The sequence below is a fragment of the Maribacter sp. IgM3_T14_3 genome (assembly GCF_049603095.1).
Lineage (GTDB): Bacteria > Bacteroidota > Bacteroidia > Flavobacteriales > Flavobacteriaceae > Maribacter.
This window is the reverse complement of the sequence record NZ_CP187138.1, coordinates 56,844-73,824: the sequence shown is the minus strand read 5'-3', so window position 1 is coordinate 73,824 and position 16,981 is coordinate 56,844. Positions and strand designations below refer to the sequence as shown.

15 protein-coding genes and 1 riboswitch are annotated in these 16,981 nt (G+C 35.0%); of the genes, 4 read left to right on the top strand and 11 right to left on the bottom strand.

Going from position 1 to position 16,981, the window contains the following annotated elements; all coding sequences use genetic code 11:
- The first annotated feature begins 9 nt into the window (after positions 1–9).
- Positions 10–1,230, top strand: coding sequence for a Pycsar system effector family protein (locus ACPF9A_RS00370; RefSeq protein WP_424000588.1), 1,221 nt, complete (start codon positions 10–12; stop codon positions 1,228–1,230).
- Positions 1,231–1,236: 6 nt separating this feature from the next.
- Here ACPF9A_RS00370 and ACPF9A_RS00365 read toward each other — a convergent pair whose 3' ends face one another.
- Genes ACPF9A_RS00365 through gndA form a run of 3 tightly spaced genes read right to left on the bottom strand, consistent with a single transcriptional unit; the run spans position 1,237 to position 3,582 of the window.
- Positions 1,237–1,575 carry a GIY-YIG nuclease family protein gene (locus ACPF9A_RS00365; protein WP_424000586.1) on the bottom strand — a complete coding sequence of 113 codons (339 nt, stop codon included), beginning with the start codon at positions 1,573–1,575 and terminating at the stop codon, positions 1,237–1,239.
- Between the two features lie 59 nt (positions 1,576–1,634).
- Positions 1,635–2,171, bottom strand: coding sequence for a DUF3124 domain-containing protein (locus ACPF9A_RS00360; protein ID WP_424000584.1), 537 nt, complete (start codon positions 2,169–2,171; stop codon positions 1,635–1,637).
- Between the two features lie 10 nt (positions 2,172–2,181).
- The gene (gene gndA / locus ACPF9A_RS00355) at positions 2,182–3,582 is read right to left on the bottom strand and encodes an NADP-dependent phosphogluconate dehydrogenase (protein WP_424000582.1); all 1,401 of its coding nucleotides are present in this window, start codon (positions 3,580–3,582) and stop codon (positions 2,182–2,184) included.
- Positions 3,583–3,762: 180 nt separating this feature from the next.
- On the opposite strand from gndA, the gene zwf reads away from it, so the two are divergent.
- Positions 3,763–5,295 (top strand): glucose-6-phosphate dehydrogenase, encoded by a 1,533-nt coding sequence (gene zwf / locus ACPF9A_RS00350; RefSeq protein ID WP_424004388.1) that lies wholly within the window; start codon positions 3,763–3,765, stop codon positions 5,293–5,295.
- 30 nt (positions 5,296–5,325) lie between these two features.
- Positions 5,326–6,051 carry a 6-phosphogluconolactonase gene (gene pgl, locus ACPF9A_RS00345; RefSeq protein ID WP_424000580.1) on the top strand — a complete coding sequence of 242 codons (726 nt, stop codon included), beginning with the start codon at positions 5,326–5,328 and terminating at the stop codon, positions 6,049–6,051.
- On the opposite strand, the gene ACPF9A_RS00340 is transcribed toward pgl, so the two are convergent.
- From ACPF9A_RS00340 to ACPF9A_RS00315, 6 genes are all read right to left on the bottom strand, one after another.
- Positions 6,032–6,577: an acyl-CoA thioesterase gene (locus ACPF9A_RS00340; protein ID WP_424000578.1), complete on the bottom strand. Its 546-nt coding sequence runs from the start codon at positions 6,575–6,577 to the stop codon at positions 6,032–6,034. The two genes, pgl and ACPF9A_RS00340, sit on opposite strands and share 20 nt — an antisense overlap.
- A 27-nt stretch (positions 6,578–6,604) precedes the next feature.
- Complete coding sequence (locus tag ACPF9A_RS00335) at positions 6,605–6,970, bottom strand: 6-phosphogluconate dehydrogenase (protein ID WP_424000576.1); 366 nt, start codon at positions 6,968–6,970, stop codon at positions 6,605–6,607.
- Between the two features lie 35 nt (positions 6,971–7,005).
- The gene (gene rmuC, locus ACPF9A_RS00330) at positions 7,006–8,355 is read right to left on the bottom strand and encodes a DNA recombination protein RmuC (protein ID WP_424000574.1); all 1,350 of its coding nucleotides are present in this window, start codon (positions 8,353–8,355) and stop codon (positions 7,006–7,008) included.
- Between the two features lie 111 nt (positions 8,356–8,466).
- Positions 8,467–9,186 carry an ABC transporter ATP-binding protein gene (locus ACPF9A_RS00325; RefSeq protein WP_424000572.1) on the bottom strand — a complete coding sequence of 240 codons (720 nt, stop codon included), beginning with the start codon at positions 9,184–9,186 and terminating at the stop codon, positions 8,467–8,469.
- A gap of 79 nt (positions 9,187–9,265) precedes the next feature.
- The gene (locus ACPF9A_RS00320; RefSeq protein ID WP_424000570.1) at positions 9,266–10,297 is read right to left on the bottom strand and encodes a FecCD family ABC transporter permease; all 1,032 of its coding nucleotides are present in this window, start codon (positions 10,295–10,297) and stop codon (positions 9,266–9,268) included.
- A complete protein-coding gene (locus tag ACPF9A_RS00315) occupies positions 10,298–11,446 on the bottom strand; it encodes an ABC transporter substrate-binding protein (RefSeq protein WP_424000568.1) in 1,149 nt (382 codons plus the stop codon).
- A 70-nt stretch (positions 11,447–11,516) separates the two neighbouring features.
- Positions 11,517–11,775: riboswitch (cobalamin riboswitch) on the top strand.
- Between the two features lie 71 nt (positions 11,776–11,846).
- Here ACPF9A_RS00315 and ACPF9A_RS00310 point away from each other — a divergent pair.
- Positions 11,847–13,718: a TonB-dependent receptor plug domain-containing protein gene (locus tag ACPF9A_RS00310; RefSeq protein WP_424000566.1), complete on the top strand. Its 1,872-nt coding sequence runs from the start codon at positions 11,847–11,849 to the stop codon at positions 13,716–13,718.
- A gap of 58 nt (positions 13,719–13,776) precedes the next feature.
- Here ACPF9A_RS00310 and ACPF9A_RS00305 read toward each other — a convergent pair whose 3' ends face one another.
- Together ACPF9A_RS00305 and ACPF9A_RS00300 are read right to left on the bottom strand one after the other, a co-directional pair.
- Positions 13,777–15,246: a S41 family peptidase gene (locus tag ACPF9A_RS00305; RefSeq protein WP_424000564.1), complete on the bottom strand. Its 1,470-nt coding sequence runs from the start codon at positions 15,244–15,246 to the stop codon at positions 13,777–13,779.
- A gap of 27 nt (positions 15,247–15,273) precedes the next feature.
- On the bottom strand, positions 15,274–16,785 hold the full coding sequence (locus tag ACPF9A_RS00300; RefSeq protein ID WP_424000562.1) for a S41 family peptidase: 1,512 nt from the start codon (positions 16,783–16,785) through the stop codon (positions 15,274–15,276).
- Positions 16,786–16,981 lie beyond the last annotated feature (196 nt).

The following is a 16,981-nucleotide window of genomic DNA, read 5'->3' as shown; positions in this document are numbered from 1 at the left end:
TTGACTAATATGAATCAAACTACGGTAAATGCAGTTGAAAAGTATGTCAAGAATCTTTTGGCAGATCAAATGAATAAGAACTTTCTTTTTCATAGTCAGGGATATACGAACAAGACTATTAGTAAAACACAAAAAATTCTTGAACAAAATACAAATGCTCAAATTAATTCATATCAAGTATTAATAGCTGCTTGGTTTTTGCACGCAGGTTATGCAGTAGAATACGAGAACCATGTTGACCAAAGTGCTCTATTGGCGTCAAAATTTTTAGCTGAGCAAAAAGTAGTTCAAGATGATATTGATGCTGTTGTCAATTTATTAAAAAGTGCTTGGCAAAATGATGCGCCAAAAAGTGATGAAGAGGCAATTATAAAAGATAGTAGTACTTGGTTTTTTGCATCAGATAGTTTTGAAGAAATGTTACAGTTGTTGCGATTAGAATTAGAAAATTTTAATAGCGATGTTCCTGATTTAGATAATTGGCGATTGAACTATGTAGAAAAGCTTCGCGTTCAGCATAGATATTATACAGACTATGCCAAAGAGAATTGGCAAGAGCAAAAAGAAAAAAATATTCTTGACTTGATTTCTAAACTACAGAAGTCTGAAAAAACAGAAAAAAAAGAGGTTTTAAAAGCGAAGCTGAAAGATGAAAGTCCGCAACGGGCAATTCAATCTTTATATCGTATAGAACTTAGAAACCATATAAAATTGAGTGATATTGCAGATACTAAAGCTAATATTCTGCTTTCAGTAAATGCAATAATTATATCGTTGCTTATGGCAAATTTGATTCCGAAATTAGATTCTCCAACGAATTCCTACCTTATTTATCCGACGGTTATATTTGTCCTTTTTAGTATAGCTTCTATGATTATGTCTGTACTCGCTACACGCCCAAAAGTTACCAATAAAAATGTGGTAGATGATGAAATTAAAGCGAAGGATACAAATTTCTTGTTCTTCGGAAATTTTCATGCGATGGAGTTAGGCGACTTTAAATCTAAATTAAGAACTATTATAAAGAATAAGGAATCTATCTATGATTCGCTGAGTATGGACTTGTATTATTTGGGTAAGGTATTGCAGGAAAAGTATAGATTATTAAGATGGACATATACCATATTTCTTATTGGCATAATTTTATCTGTAGTAGCTTTCGGATTTGCACTTAAGTATTACGGAATGGAAGATGAACTTTTGGATGCGGTTACTCCGTTACCTAAATAAGTGAAATCAATTAAACCATACCGCATATTTTTTACGTCTAAGTTCAAGTGCCAATTGCTCTTCCATTTGTAAAGCTTCGGATTTAGTTTTAATGGGGTCGATATGATTAAATAGGCTACCACGTAAATACAAGCCGTATTTTTGTACAATTTTAGAAGATAGATTATGCCCCTTTTTGCTCAGAGACCCATTTTTGTGTTGGTCAAATCGTTCTTTAGGGGTTTTACTTGTCATGCCAACATAAAGACATTCTAGTACACCGTTGAATTGCGGATTTGCTTCTCTAAACTTTCTATTTTCGGTGAATACTTTTTTAGATAATTCAATAACGTAAATAGAATACATAAATGCAGTATGAATTTTAGACTATAAATTACTGGTGGTAACTCAAGTAATCTAACAGGTTACTCAATTATCTCAAGACCTTCTGTAGTAAAAGAAAAAGCTTGTGCTCCTAGACCACCAACCATAACTGCTTGAAACAACGGATTCAGTTGTTTTTTTGAATACCAATCAATCAAAAAATTTGCCCCGCTACCGCCAGAAGTATCTTGTTGTTCAATAACGTAATCAATAGATTCCATCGGTGTTAGATAAATAGGAGAATCGATATAGCTTCGTACCAAATCGCCTTCGGTATTATAGTAATCGATTTTACTAACGAACAAGCTGTCTTTTAAACTCGTATTTCTGATGCTTAAAGTTGCGGTAAGCAAAGTTCTTGTATCTCTCGTCTGATTGTAAATGTCAGAATATATAGGTACATAAACTTGCCTAACTAGAGAATCTATTAAAACCGCATTTGCCTTTCTGTCTAATGTATGGTTATCTAGAACTTCAACCGGAATTTCTTCTTTTGAAACTTCTTTACAAGAAACAATTGTAGCTGCAATAACCAATGAAAGGCAAATACGATTTAAAACAGTTTTTATTTTTTTCAAATGTTGATTTTTAATCTTCCCACTCTGTATGAAAAATACCTTCACGATCGAGACGCTCATAAGTATGAGAACCAAAATAATCGCGTTGCGCTTGAATTAAGTTCAAAGGTAGTTTACTTGACGTGTATGCATCAAAATAAGTTAGTGAATTTGATAAGCCAGGTAACGGAATTCCGTTTTGAGCACCAAAAGCAACCAATTCTCTAGCAGCACCAACGGTGTCTTTAACTTTACTTACAAAATTCGGAGAAAGTAATAAGTTCGGTAATGTCGGTTCGGCTTTAAAAGCTTCGGTAATATCAGCCAATAACCCTGCGCGAATGATACAACCGGCTCTCCATATTTTTGCGATGACCGATATATCTAAATCGTAACCATATACTTTCGATGCATCTGCCAATTGGTGTAACCCTTGAGAGTAGGTAATAATGAATGAAAAGTATAAAGCTTTTTCAGTAAATGCTTCCAACTTCTCTTTATTCATATGGGCAACCTTTGGTCTATCATATAATGCATCTGCTTTAACTCTTTCTTCCTTTAAAGCAGAAAGTTCTCGCATGCTAACGGCTACATCGATCGATGGTACAGGTATACCAAGATCCATCGCGTTTTGGCTTGTCCATTTACCAGTACCTTTTTGTTTTGCTTTATCCAATATTTGATCTACCAAGCGACCTTTTACCAAGTCATCTTCTTGCTCGAATATTTCAGAAGTAATTTCTACTAAAAACGATTGCAATCTACCTTCGTTCCATTTTGCAAAAGTGCTATGTAGCTCATCATTGTTATAATCGCCACCTTTTTTAAGCACATCGTATATTTCAGAAGTCAACTGCATCAATCCGTACTCAATACCATTATGCACCATTTTCACATAGTTTCCGGCAGATTTAGGACCTAAATACGCCACACAAGGTTCTCCATTGTATTTCGCAGAAACAGCTTCGAAAATCGGTTTAATATGTTGGTAGGCAGATTTTGAGCCGCCAGGCATAATACTTGGTCCTTTTCGAGCACCTTTTGCACCGCCAGAAACTCCTGCACCAAAAAAGTTTATTGCTCTAGTTTGTAATTGTGCTTCTCTTCTGTCGGTATCGGTAAAAAAAGAATTTCCACCGTCAATAATAATATCACCTTTGTCAATATGCGGTAATAATGATTCTATAACAGCATCTACAATTTTACCGGCAGGTACCAGTAACATGATCTTACGCGGCTGTTTTAAATTTTTTACGAATGTTTTTATATTGCTCGAAGCACTTACCTTTTCTAAATCTCCGCCTAAAGTCTTTAAAGCCTCTACTTTTTCTTCATCCAAATCATACCCGTAAGCAGAAAATCCATTGTCTGCTACATTGAGTATAAAATTCTGTCCCATTACTCCAAGACCTACTAAACCAAAATCATACATAAATAGAATGTTTTTAAATTACACCTCATTAATATGTAACCCTACTTAATATATGGGCATAACATATTGTCTATCAAAAATAATTTAAAATATTGACTTTAATTCCAAATTCCCTCTTAAAGAAGACTGTTAATGGCTTACTTTTTAAGATATTTGAATAATAAAGAATATCAACCGATAATGAGGAAGACAGAAAATCAAATGCTCGTAATTTTTGGGGCATCTGGAGATTTAACAGCAAGAAAATTGATACCAGCAATATTCAATTTATATAAAGGAAATGATCTTCCTGATAATTTTGTGGTTCTTGGTGTTAGTAGAAGTGATTTGGGCGATTTAAAATTTAGGAGTAAGGTAGTTTTAGAAAGTCCTTATTTAGAAAAAGAACGAAAAGAATTTGATGCAGATTATATCCAAAAATTTGCAGATAAACTTTTTTACGAAGATTTGGGTTCAGATTATGATACATCTTACGAACGTTTAGAAAAGCGTATATCAGATTTAGATCAAAAATATGGTACTGCTGGTAATCATATGTTCTACTTATCTACGCCGCCAAGTTTGTATGAGCCAATTGCAAAGAATTTGTCTGATCAAGGGTTAAATGAAGAGACTACCGGTTGGAGGAGAATTATAGTTGAAAAACCATTTGGTTATAGTCTAGAATCTGCCAAAGAATTGAACGATGGTTTACATACCTATTTTAAAGAAGGTCAAATATTTAGAATTGATCATTACTTAGGAAAGGAAACTGTACAGAACTTACTGGTAACCCGTTTTGCCAATAGTATTTTTGAACCATTGTGGAACAGAAATTACATTCACCATATAGAAATTACCAATGCTGAAAGCGTAGGAGTTGAAAAAAGAGGTGGGTATTACGATAAATCTGGTGCATTAAGAGATATGTTTCAGAGTCACTTATTACAGATTGTTGCTTTAATTGTTATGGAGCCGCCGTTGAGTGCCGATGCCGAAGAAATTCGTAATGAGAAACTGAAGGCATTGAAGTCACTTAAAATAATGAATGATGAAAAGACGCTTTTTGATAATACGATCAGAGCGCAATATGTGGCTTCAAAAATTGACGGACAAGAAGTAAAAGGCTACCGTGAAGAGGAAGGGGTTGATAAAAATTCAACTACAGAAACCTTTGCTGCCATTAAATTCTTTGTAGACAACTGGCGTTGGGCAGATGTGCCTTTTTATGTTAGAACGGCAAAACGTATGCCTACAAAAGTTACCGAGGTAGTTATACATTTTAAAACTCCGCATCATCAAATTTTTAAAGAGTCTGGTATAAATAATAAAGATAACAAGTTGATAATTCGTATTCAGCCAGATGAAGGTATATTGTTGAAATTCGGAGTAAAAGTACCCGGGCAAGGTTTTGAGGTAGAGCGTGCAAATATGGATTTCTACTATTCTAGTCTAACCGAAACACATGTTATGGAAGCTTATGAGCGTCTTTTATTAGATGCTATGCAAGGTGATGCCACTTTGTATGCTAGAGCAGATGAAGTAGAGGCAGCTTGGGCATTTGTAGATCCCATTTTAGACTATTGGAAAAATGGTAAGGATGTAAAAATGTATGGGTATGCAGCCGGAGATTGGGGTCCTGAGAATGCCAATGAGCTTATTGAAGGAGTGGGGGAATGGCGTAACCCTAGCGAGAATTTAGCAGATGAATCTGGTTACTGTGTTATTTGTTAAGAAGTAAGATATTTAAAGTTTGTACAGAGGATGGAAGTAAAAGTATATCAAAATAAAATAAAGGTAGCAGAAGAATTTTCTAAGTATCTGATTGAAAAATCAGCTGGTCAGGAAGCTTTTCATATTGCATTATCAGGTGGTAGCACCCCGAAAATTGTATTTGATGTATTGGCGGATGAATTTGCCAATGATGTAGAATGGAGCAAAATTCATTTGTATTGGGGTGATGAAAGATGTGTAGAACCAGACGACGCTGAAAGTAATTATAAAATGACAGTTGAGCATCTTATATCTAAGGTTGCTATACCAGAGGGAAATATTCATCGTATTAAAGGTGAAGATGATCCAAAGGCGGAAGCTAAACGTTATGGCGATTTGTTAGATAAAGAATTACCGAAAGAATTAGGACTGCCTCAATTCGATTTAGTCATTCTTGGTATGGGCGATGACGGACATACAGCTTCCATTTTTCCACATGAAATTAACTTATGGGTATCTCCAGATAATTGTGAAGTGGCTATTCACCCAGAATCTGGTCAAAGAAGAGTTTCATTGACGGGTAGAATAATTAACAATGCAAAAACTGTTACCTTTTTAGTAACCGGCGAAAGCAAGGCAGAAAAGGTTAAGATAATTATTGATAGAGAAGAAGGGTATTTAGAATACCCGGCAAGCCACGTTTCACCTAAAACAAAAGATTTAGTTTGGTTTTTAGATGCAGCTGCGGCAAAGCTTCTTACTTCATTTCAATCTTAATATTTTCAGATTTTAACTCATTTATATAGTCATCAGAATTAAAGGTTTTAGATTCGAATTTAGTGTCTCGTTCTTGAGCCTCTAATTTGCGGTATTTGCTACGTGCAAATCTTCTAACACCTTGATCATCAGATATTATTAAACCTGGTATGGGAACATTTTTACCATCTGTTCCCTTTGCTACCATAGTAAAGTATGATGAGTTGCAGTGCTTTCTAGTTCCCAATCTAATATTTTCAGACTCAACACGAACCCCTACGACCATAGAGGTTCGACCGGTATAATTTATACTTGCTTTTAAGGTAACCAATTCACCCACTTCAATCGGGTTCAAGAAATTTACCCTATTGACCGAAGCGGTAACACAATATTGTTGCGAATGTTTAGAAGCACAAGCAAAGGCAATTTGATCCATAAGGTTCAAAATATATCCGCCATGAACCTTGCCTCCAAAATTAGAATGCGAAGGAAGCATTAGCTCTGTTATAGAAACTTTAGATTCTCTTGCGGTTTTAAACTTTTCCATAAGGTCTTTATTTTTTAACGTAAATGTCTATTTTCTAAAATGAGGTGATTGTTCTGGTTGTACTTTGGTAACGAAATATTTAGAATCACCTAACCAAAAAAATGTGGCATAACGTTCTACATAACTAACTTTTACGTATTGTCCTTGGTATTCCTGCAGTTTTTCTATAACCTCTTTATCCTTGTCTAATACAGAAAATGAGAATATTTGAGCACCAGAGATACCTTGGCTAATTTCACCTTCCCACGTTTTGGCTATAACACCTTTGTGGCTAATTTTTATCAGTTCTCCTGAGCGAACGCCCTCGCTAAAGGTTACGAAGTAGATGAAGGCGTAATAGAGCGCACAAATGACTACAGCGCTTACTAAAAGTAATGATACTATTTTTTTCATGTGTTTAATTTAAATATTGCATTAATGGTTAGTTATTATAGTTCTAGTTTAGGTTCCTCTGCAAAATCATCATCTTCAATCGCTCTATTTAAAAGCGATTCGGGAATTGATTTTTTTGCCTTGGCCCCCATCTTTTTAAGCTTCTCAATACTGGTGATAATATTACCACGACCATCAACTAATTTGCTCATTGCACCTCGGTATTCCACTTTTGCCTCGTCCATTTTTTTGCCAACCTTCGTTAAGTCGCTAACAAAACCTTCAAATTTATCATAAAGTGCACCAGCTTGTCGTGCAATCTCAATAGCATTTCGTTGCTGCTTCTCATTATTCCACATACTATCAATAGTGCGCAAGGTAGCAAGAAGAGTAGAAGGGGTAACAATTATTATGTTTTGTTCAAAAGCTTTGTTATATAAAGAATTGTCTTGATTGATAGCTATCGCAAATGCGGGTTCTATAGGTACAAACATAAGCACAAAATCGGGACTCTCCATTTCATACAAATCTTCATATTTTTTGGCAGACAGTTGGTCTACATGCCTTCTTAGAGAATTGATGTGGTCTTTTAAGTATTTATCTCTGAATTCATCTTCAGCATTTACATAACGCTCATAATCGGTCAAAGAAACCTTTGAGTCAACTATCATTTTCTTGCCATCGGGTAGATTGATAATAACATCGGGTAATACACGGCTACCATCGGCACGGGTAAAACTTTGTTGAACGGTATATTCTCGATCTTTCTCTAGTCCAGATTTTTCTAATACACGTTCCAATACAAGCTCGCCCCAATTACCTTGCATTTTACTATCACCTTTTAAAGCTTTGGTCAAGTTTTCTGCTTCTTGGGTAATTTTTATATTCTGGGTCTGTAAATTCAGTAATTGCTCTTTTAAAGCAGAATGAATACTAATATTTTCTTTCTGACTCTCTTCAACCTTCTTTTCAAATAGCAAGATTTTTTCACTAAGCGGGGTTAAAATATTTTTGATGTTCTTCTCGTTTCGCTCGGTGAATTTTAAGCTCTTTTCTTCAAGAATTTTATTGGCAAGGTTCTCAAATTCTTTAGTAAATTTTTCTTGAAGCTTTTCAACCTCTTGTTTCTGTTCGATAATCTTTTGCTGCAAATTTTCTAAATCTGCTTGATATCTGACAATTTGGTTGCCGAGGTGTTCTTTTTCAGATTGCAAATCAGTTTTGTGTTTCTCACTTTCTTTTAATCGATCTTGAAAAATAGAAAGGTTGTTCAGCATTTGCTGCTCTCGCTCTTCTAAGGTGCTTTGGCGAGATTTTGTTTTTAGAAGCTGAATATAGTTACCAAGAAAATATCCTATGGCAAGACATAGAATAGCGATTGCGAGGTATATGTATATTTCGTTCATCAGTTAATTGCAGTGATCTGGTAAAGGTAATTGATTGAATAGAAAATTTTAAGAGGAGCAGCTTGTTTTTAATTAAGATAGGTCATCAAACCTCTAATAATCTAGGCTATCTTATTGTTTTATCTTAAAGGTGCCGGTATTCGCATCAAAGGAAATGGTATCCGTAGGGAAAAGGCTATCAAAACTATTATTCTCTATAAGTTTACAGGGTTCGTTAAAGGCATTTCGAATTCCATCTAAAATCAACATTTTATCGCATAATTGAATAGCGAGTTCAATTTCATGACTAGTAAATAAAATAGTCTTGTTGGTTTCATGAGCAATAGATTTTAAAAGTTTTAAAATCTGCACTTTATGATATAGGTCTAAATGTGTTGTTGGTTCATCAAGCAGAATGATGTCGGTATCTTGAATTAAAGCTCTGGCGATAAGTGCCCGTTGTAATTGTCCGTCACTTAATTGAAAGCATTTTTTATCTAAGAAAGGTTCTAGTTCTAATAAGGCAATACTTTTATTGATGATAGAAATATCATTATCAGCTAATTTGCCTAACCAGTTCGTATAGGGTTGCCTACCTAATGCTAAAAGCTCGTAAACCGATAAATTTTTAGAAGCAATAGATTCGGTAAGTACCACACTTACCTTTGAAGCCATTTCCAAATCATCATAAGTCGATAGCTCTTTTCCTTCAATTATTATTGATCCAGAAATTTCAGGTTGAAATCTGCCTAATGTTCTTAGTAGCGTTGATTTTCCAATTCCATTAATACCAACAATAGCGGCAAGTTCTCCTTTTTGTAGGTGAAATGAAATTGCAGAAGCAATGACCATTTTATCATAGCCAATGCTAAGATTTTCAATTTGTAATACGCTATTTATAATATTGGGCTCGATGTCTTTTATTTTACGATTAAAATATCATTTTTCTTTTACGTACCAATAACCATATAACCACTGGCGCGCCTAATATACTAGTAATGGCATTAATAGGTAGAACACTTACAGAACCTGGTAGTTGTGCAATGGTATCGCATATCAACATCAAAATTGATCCACAGCAAAGCACAGCGGGTATTTGAATTTTGTGCTCTGTGGTATGGAATATTTGTCTTGTAATATGAGGTACGGCCAACCCTACAAATGCAATAAGGCCTGCAAAGGCTGTAATACAACCTGCCAATAACCCTGTGGCGATTATAATGGTATATCTAGATTTTTTAAGCTGAATACCTAAGCTTTTAGCGTAATTCTCGCCCAGTAAAAAAGCGTTTAAAGGTTTAATGGAAATGATACTCAGTAAAATTCCGACAACTGTACAAATGGCGATAATGAGAATTTGCGACCACGATAAATTACCTAAACTACCAAATGACCAAAATATATACTGTTGTAGTTTCTCGGCTTTAGTAAAATATGAAAGAACACTTACCACAGCAGCTGTAATACTGCCGAACATAAGACCTATGATCAATAGCGCCATAGTATCTTTTATTTTAGAAGCAACGATTAAAACGAGCGATAAAACAAAAAAACTACCAATACTAGAAGCAACTGCTAATGTAATATCGTTAAAAGTTGAGATGGCGAATACGCCCGAAAATATAGAAGACCCCATAATTACTATAGCTGCACCTAAACTAGCTCCTGAGCTTATACCTAAAACATAAGGTCCTGCTAACGGGTTTCTAAATAAGGTCTGCATCAACAATCCGCTAAGTGAGAGTCCGCCACCCACCAAAATAGCCGTTATAGCTTTTGGCAAGCGGTATTGCCAAATAATATAGGAACTAGAAGAATCTTCGGCGGCACTGCCGAATAAGACTTTGAGGGTGTCAAAAAATGAAATACTTACCGAACCTAAACAGATATTAATAATAAAACACGCCAGCAATAATGCTAACAAAATAATAAAATGAAGAAAGTAAGTAGGCTGTTTAGACAATTAAAGTAAAGGTTTAAAAAAGTAAGGTTCGTAATTAGGTAGTAACCCTGGGTGCAAAATATGAATTAAATCTTTTAAAACAAGGTCTGGTCTTTGCGGGCCCAGTTCATAATATAGAGTTCCACCAGTTTCACCTAAAGTATTTGCTGTACTAAAAATTTTACCTTTTTGAAAGGCATCAAATTGTGCATAGTGAGGACTTGATGATTTCAATTCTTCATAAGATGCGAATTGCGCGGGACCGATCCAATATTCGGCATGTTGCCCCACATCGAGAACGCTCTCCCAACTTAAAGAAAGACTTCCTTTTTCATCCGTAGCACGCCAAAGGTATTCAGCATTCGCATCTTCTAGAAAATTAGCCGCCCAACTTTTTCCGCCAGGTAAATACCAAACATCCTTAAACATAGCTCCACTCAGAACAGTAGGTTTATTTTGAGCTGTAGCAGCTAGAGTTCTGGCATCTAAGTAAGCTTTTTCGATGTCATTAAAAATAGCGTCTGCTTCTTTGGTTTTATTAAAAAAAGGAGCAAAAAATTTAATCCATTCTGCTTTTCCTAAAGGAGTTTCTTCAACCCAATCACCGTTATAAACAACAGGAATGTTAGCACGTTGAATAGTTTCGTAAGTACTATTGCCGTTATTAATGGCAAAGCCGAAAATTAGGTCAGGTCGCAAGGCTAAAATTGCTTCAGTATTCAGACTTTCATTGACACCTAATTCTTTTATATTTCCCGATTCAATTCGCTTTCTGGCCGCTTTAGATGAAATGTATTTGGTATCGGGGAAACCAACAAGGTGATCCAATACGCCTAATTCTTCCAAAGCAGGTATGTGCGTTGTTGAGGTTACCACAATATGTTCAACCGGAGTAGAAATTATGGCATCGTATTCATCTTTGTTTACCGTTATGGTAGCTTGAATTTCTTTCGGGATCAAAGCATAGGTGTATGTAGTTTCGGCATTTACCCACGGTGTCATCAGCCTAATTATTGTAATGCCCGAAGACTGTTTTTCGATAGTAAAACCCTTTGCATATGCTATTTTGGTGGTAACTACAGGTGTCTTTAAGGGTAAAGTGTCTTTTGAAGATTCTTTACAAGAACTTATAAAAAAAAGAAAGCAAATAAAAAGTAGTCGTTTGAGCATGGTTGAATTTCATCTATTTTTCAAAAGTAGTATTATAAAAGTTTAGCGAGAAAGATTAAACTAAATGTTTACTTTCGCCGTGAATTTTGGTTTTCATTGCTTTTTGTGATGAAATTAAAAGGGAATCTAGTGAAAATCTAGAGCTGTTCCCGCAACTGTAAGTTTATTTTTAAACATATCTATTGGCAAATAGATTTTGTTTGACACTTCTTTTTAAGAAGGTACTATTTTCTTCAATGCCACTTTGAAATCTGAACCGGTTCAGAAAACATGGGAAGGCGAAATGGTATTAAACAAGTCAGGAGACCTGCCTTATTCAAACAAACAAAGTTAAACTTTCGGGATAAAGGTTTGCGTATGGGTACAGACATACTACGCTCCCGTTTATGAATTTAAACGAATGAAAAATTATTTATTGTGGCCAGCGGTCACTGTATTACTATGTGCTAAAGTAGGAGCACAGCAAGAACAAGATTCTACCAAAACCTTGCAACTTGATGAGGTTGTCGTCAGTGATTCGCGTTTTGAACTAAAACGTGAAAATTCGGGTAAGACCGTAATTACGATTTCTCAAAAAGAATTGGAACAAAATCAGGGACGTTCGGTCGCTGAAATTATCAACACGAAAAGCGGAATTGAAATTAACGGTACTAGAAGTTTTGCTGGTCAAAACCTGTCAACCTATGTTAGAGGGGGCAATAATCGTCAAGTATTGGTGATAATAGATGGTATTCAAGTGTCAGATCCATCGGGAACAAGTGCTGAGTACGATTTAAGATTATTGAATGCGGCACAAATTGAAACTATCGAAATTTTGAAAGGCGCAGCTAGCACGCTTTATGGAAATTCAGCAGCTACCGCAGTAATTAATATTACAACGAAAAAAGCGAAAAAAGAGGGACTTGCATTAGATGTCATTTCAAGTTTTGGGACCAACCAAACAAAAGATGATCAGAATTATAATATTTCTGATATTTCGAATACAGTGAATTTGACAGCTAAACACGGAAAATTAGCTGTTTTAGCATCTGGAGGACCTCAATTTACAGATGGATTATCGGCTGCAATAGGCACAGAATCAGACGTAGTTTCTAGAATAGACGGTAATTTTAAATTGGGATATCAATTTTCTGATCGCTTTAATGTAAATGCATCGGCATTCTATAACAAACTGAATACCGATTTCGATAACGGATTCCCTATTGAAGATGCAGATTTTTATTTTACAAGTGAACAATCTCGATTTGGGTTAAGTTCTAAATACGGGTATGAAAACGGAAGTATTAATGTGAATACAGCATTTAATCAGATTACAAGATCGTTTGAATCTAGTTTTCCAGCGACTTACGATTCACAAACTTATGTATTAGATGTTTTTAATAAGTATACGTTTTCAGAAAATATTTACACGATAGTTGGGGTAAACTATATAGACAACAAAACCTTATTCTCTGAAGAATACAATTCAAATACAGTTGATCCTTATTTAAATGCCGTGTATGTTGGTGAGCAGGGAATTAATATGAATGCAGGTGTACGATTAAACAATCACAGCGAATACGGTTCTAACTTCATTTATAACATTAATCCGTCATACAGAATTAGTATCAACGAAGGATATTTAAAGTTTATGGGTAGTTATGCAACATCATACATTGCACCCAACTTATCCCAATTATATGGTCCGTTTGGGGCGAATCCTGAATTAAATCCAGAAGAGGATACTACTTTAGAAGGAGGTATTGAATTTAAAGTTTCAGATGCTTTTACAATCAACGCCGTTTATTTTAATAGAACTGAAGATGACAGAATAGTTTATGAGACCATTGATCCAGTTACTTTTGCGAGTCAGTATAGAAATGCAACTGAAACTGCACATTTTGATGGGGTAGAAGTAGGCTTGAACTTAGAACTGGCAAAAGGTCTTTCGTTTGATGCTAATTACACGTATACCAATTCTAAAGAGGGTTTGGCATTGAGAGTACCTAAGAGTAAAATTAATGCTACTATAGGTTATGCTATAAAAGAGAAAACTTTTGTTGGGTTATCTTACCAGTATGTATCCGATCGAACCGATACCGATTTTGCTACATTTTCTAATGTAATTTTAGATAGTTTTAGTTTGGCTAATTTGCAATTGAGACATCAGTTTTGTAATAATCTATCTGCATTTTTGGCAGTCGATAATCTTTTAAATGAAGAGTATACAGAGTTAGTTTCGTATACCACAAAAGGTAGAAACGTACGCTTAGGTTTTAAGTTAAGTTTATAATCAAAAAAAAAGGACAGCCGAATGGCTGTCCTTTTTACTATACCTTTTAATTACGTTATTAGAACTCTAAATCGTAAACCGTATCATCTACCATTTTATCACTCATTAAACTATTCTCTTTAGAGCTGCTGATAATATTGATAGGGTACTTTACCGTAAAATCACGTTTACCGGTAGCAGCAGTAATCAATTCAATTGCCTTAGCTAGTAAAGGCTCGTTTTGTTCGCCTAAAATACCCAAGTTGCTATAATCTTCTTGTAAAGGATGATCGGGCACCAAACCGCTTGTAAAATCAAAGAAACCATCAGCATTTTCGTTTCTGCCAATTAGGGGTTGAATAGCCCACTGGTTATCCGGATTTATATTATTTACTCGTGACGGAGTATATAAGTATGAATTATCACGATCATCTACCAAAGTAGTTGAGAACTCGTTTTTTCCTCTAGTTACTCCTCCAATTTGAATAACATCCATATAAGGTTCTAAACTGTTGATCAACAATTCGCTTGCCGAAGCAGAACTAGTAGAAGTAAGAACGTACAGCTTTGTTAACCCCAGTGAATTAATAGTCTGACCATTTACCTTATCGGCAAAATATACCTCTAATTGGCTATCTTTAAATTGCTCTTGTAGTTTTTCATTATACCTTTTTCTTAGAAATATATCTTCGGTATTAGTACCATAGATCATACTTGCCAATAGGCGAGTTGTATTCACAGAACCACCAGGGTTGTAACGAAGATCAATTACCAAATTTGTAATACCTGCAGATTTTAAATCTTCAACCGCTGCGTATAGGTCATCATCATATTCGTTGGTAAATTGATTGTACATGATGTATCCAATATTTTCACCGCCAATAGTGAATGACTTTGATAAAAACACAGGGTTTTCAGCCAAACCCTCTTCTTTTGTTAATGATATTTCAATTTCATTTGGCGATATATTACCGTTATTGAAATTGGCCATATTCAAAACATAGGTATCATTAGCGCCAAAAAGTAATTCGCGGTAATTAGATAAGGTTAAAGTTTGACCATCAACACCTGTAAATAAGTCGCCTCGTTGAATTTCAACAGTAGCGGCATTCGAGTTTGGTACGATATAACGCACAAAGCCAAAAAGATCTTCGCTATCTTGAAATTGCACCAGTCCGAATTCTAGACCATTGCTTTTAGATATGCCTGCGAGAGAATTGGTAAGATCACGATAATCGTCATTGTAAAAGCTAAAACGGTCATCTATATACTGCAATTTACTCTCAAAGAAATCGCCTGGATCATCACCAGAATCTAAAAAGGCAGTGTAATCGGCTCGACCTGCTTCTGTATTTTCAAAACGGTTATCTGATAAATCGTCAACATTTGCCTGCCAGAAATACCAAAAGTTCATGGCTTTCCACATAAAATCTTGTACTTCAACATCAGCAGAACCATCTGGGTTTACTGAGTTTGGCAAGTTTAAATCATCGTCTTTTGAACACGAGAAAGAAACAAGCGCAACGAATAGTATTAATATCTTCTTCATAATTAGGGAAACTGAAATGTTTTAATTTTATTTCTTTTCAGTTAAAGGAATTTTAGAAACAGGAATACTATTGTTTAATAGTAGTACCGTATTTCTAGGATTATATAGCTTAGAACTAGAAACTACGTTTGCAGGCATAAGTACGTCAAAATTTCTTTTGCCGCTGACACCTGTAATTTCTTGAATAGCTCTAGCAAATAAAGGTTCATCAGCATTACCAAGTACACCTAGGTTGGTAACATCTTCAGAAAGTTCAATATCAGGCACTAAACCATCTACATAATCAGTAAATCCTGCGCTATTTTCAACTTGACTAATAATAGGCTGTAATCCCCATTGTACATTTGGGTTGATATTTTCAACTCTCTCAGCATCATAAACATTACCGCCTTCTGGATCATCGACAAATAAAACCGAGCCTTGATTTTTACCAACAGTAGTACCACCGATATGAACAACGTTCATATAAGGAGCCAAACCAACCATTACTAACTCACTAGCAGAAGCAGAACTTTCTGTAGCAATGATATAAACAGTGCTAAGGTTTAAGGTGTTTAAAGGTGCATCAGAATTTCCGTCGAAAGCTCCAGTTGTGTTAACAAAATAATTTTCTGTAGAACTACCGAACTCTGCTTGTAATTTTGCGTTATAAACAGTTTTGTAAAGTAAGTCTGATGTATTTGTGCCTTTGATCAAACTGGAAAGAACAGCAGCTGTAGAACCTCTTCCGCCTGGATTATATCTTAAATCTAACACCAAGTCGTTAACACCTTGTGCAATAAAATCAGCAAATATGGCATTAAGAGCATCTTCAGAACCAGAAACAAATTGATTATACATTAAATAACCAATTTTTTTATCACCAGAAGTAATCACGTTACTTACGTGAATAGGGTCTTCAACCAAGCCTTCAGATTTTGTCAGTGTAACTTTTCTGTCACTAGCACTAATACCGCCCTCTACAATTTCTGCCATATTTAGGGCATAAGTGTCATTATCACCAAAGAGTAAATCAATATAATTATCTACGGTTAACGTTTGTCCGTCAACACCAATAAACAGGTCGCCTCTTTTTATATCTTGACCAGATGCATTAGAATTTTTAACAATATATTCCACAAAGCCAAATAAATCGTCAGTACCTGAAATACGTCCTAGACCAAATTGGAGTCCGTTACTTTTAGATACACCTGCCGAACTATTTACTAATTCGGTATAATCGTCACTAAAGAATGTAAATCTATCTTCCGAGAATAATAATTTATTCTCTAATAAATCTACAGGATCTGAATTTTCAGTTAAGTAATCTTCATATGCAATCTGTGTATCAAAGCGATCATCTGCCAAATCTGGCACACTACCTTGCCAAAAATAGTAAAGGTTTAAAGTCTGCCAGAAAAAATTCTGTACTTCAATATCAACAATTACTTCTTCTTCGGGAGTTTCAATTACTTCTTCTTCAATAATAGTATCGTCATCATTATTACAAGAGGTAATAATAAATCCAAGACAAAGGAGGGACAAGAAAAATTTTTTCATAGCTTTTTTTTAATTTTAAATAATTTTAATGAATATTCTAAGAATTAGAATATTCAAGATAATACATCGAACATACGTCTAAGTAAGTACGTATATAATTAGTATAAGGATGTTAAAGTTACTTACAAGTATTTTAATTAAAAATTTATTGTAACAAAAATCGTTGTACCTCGTCTTCTTTTTGTAGACCGATATG